This is a genomic window from Mycobacterium sp. ENV421 (assembly GCF_002887815.1).
GTDB lineage: Bacteria > Actinomycetota > Actinomycetes > Mycobacteriales > Mycobacteriaceae > Mycobacterium.
Window position 1 is genome coordinate 1 of sequence record NZ_PDHO01000149.1, and the last position, 479, is coordinate 479.

1 pseudogene is annotated in these 479 nt (G+C 62.0%); it reads left to right on the top strand.

The features are described from left to right. Positions 1–76 precede the first annotated feature (76 nt). Positions 77–424, top strand: a pseudogene (locus tag CRM90_RS30115) (IS1634 family transposase); the annotation flags it as partial. Between the last annotated feature and the right edge of the window lie 55 nt (positions 425–479).

Sequence of the window (479 nt, forward strand, 5' to 3'; positions counted from 1 at the left end):
CACCAGGCACGACCCGCCGCCGGTCGGCATAACCCCAACATCGGCATAACCCTTGTTATCCCGAGATCCGGATAAGAAGGGCTACACCACCAACCTGACCGGTCAGCCCGCGTCCTTCGTCATCGACGCCTACCACCAGCTGTGGCGCATCGAGAAGGCGTTCCGAATGTCCAAACACGACCTACAGGCCCGCCCGATCTACCACCGCACCCGCGACTCCATCGAAGCCCACATCAGCGTCGTGTTCGCCGCGATGGCCGTCAGCCACTACATCGAGCGCCAAACCGGTTGGAGCATCAAGAAATTCGTACGAACCGCACGCCGCTACCGCACAGTCACCATCAGCGCCGGCAACCAGACCCTCACCGCCGCCGAACCCCCACCACCCGACCTCGCCAAGATCCACGACCTAGGTGCGCACTAGCCCGGATTTTTCGTGGGATGTCGCCTGTAGGGGTGTGTAGATAAGCGAAAGTGCC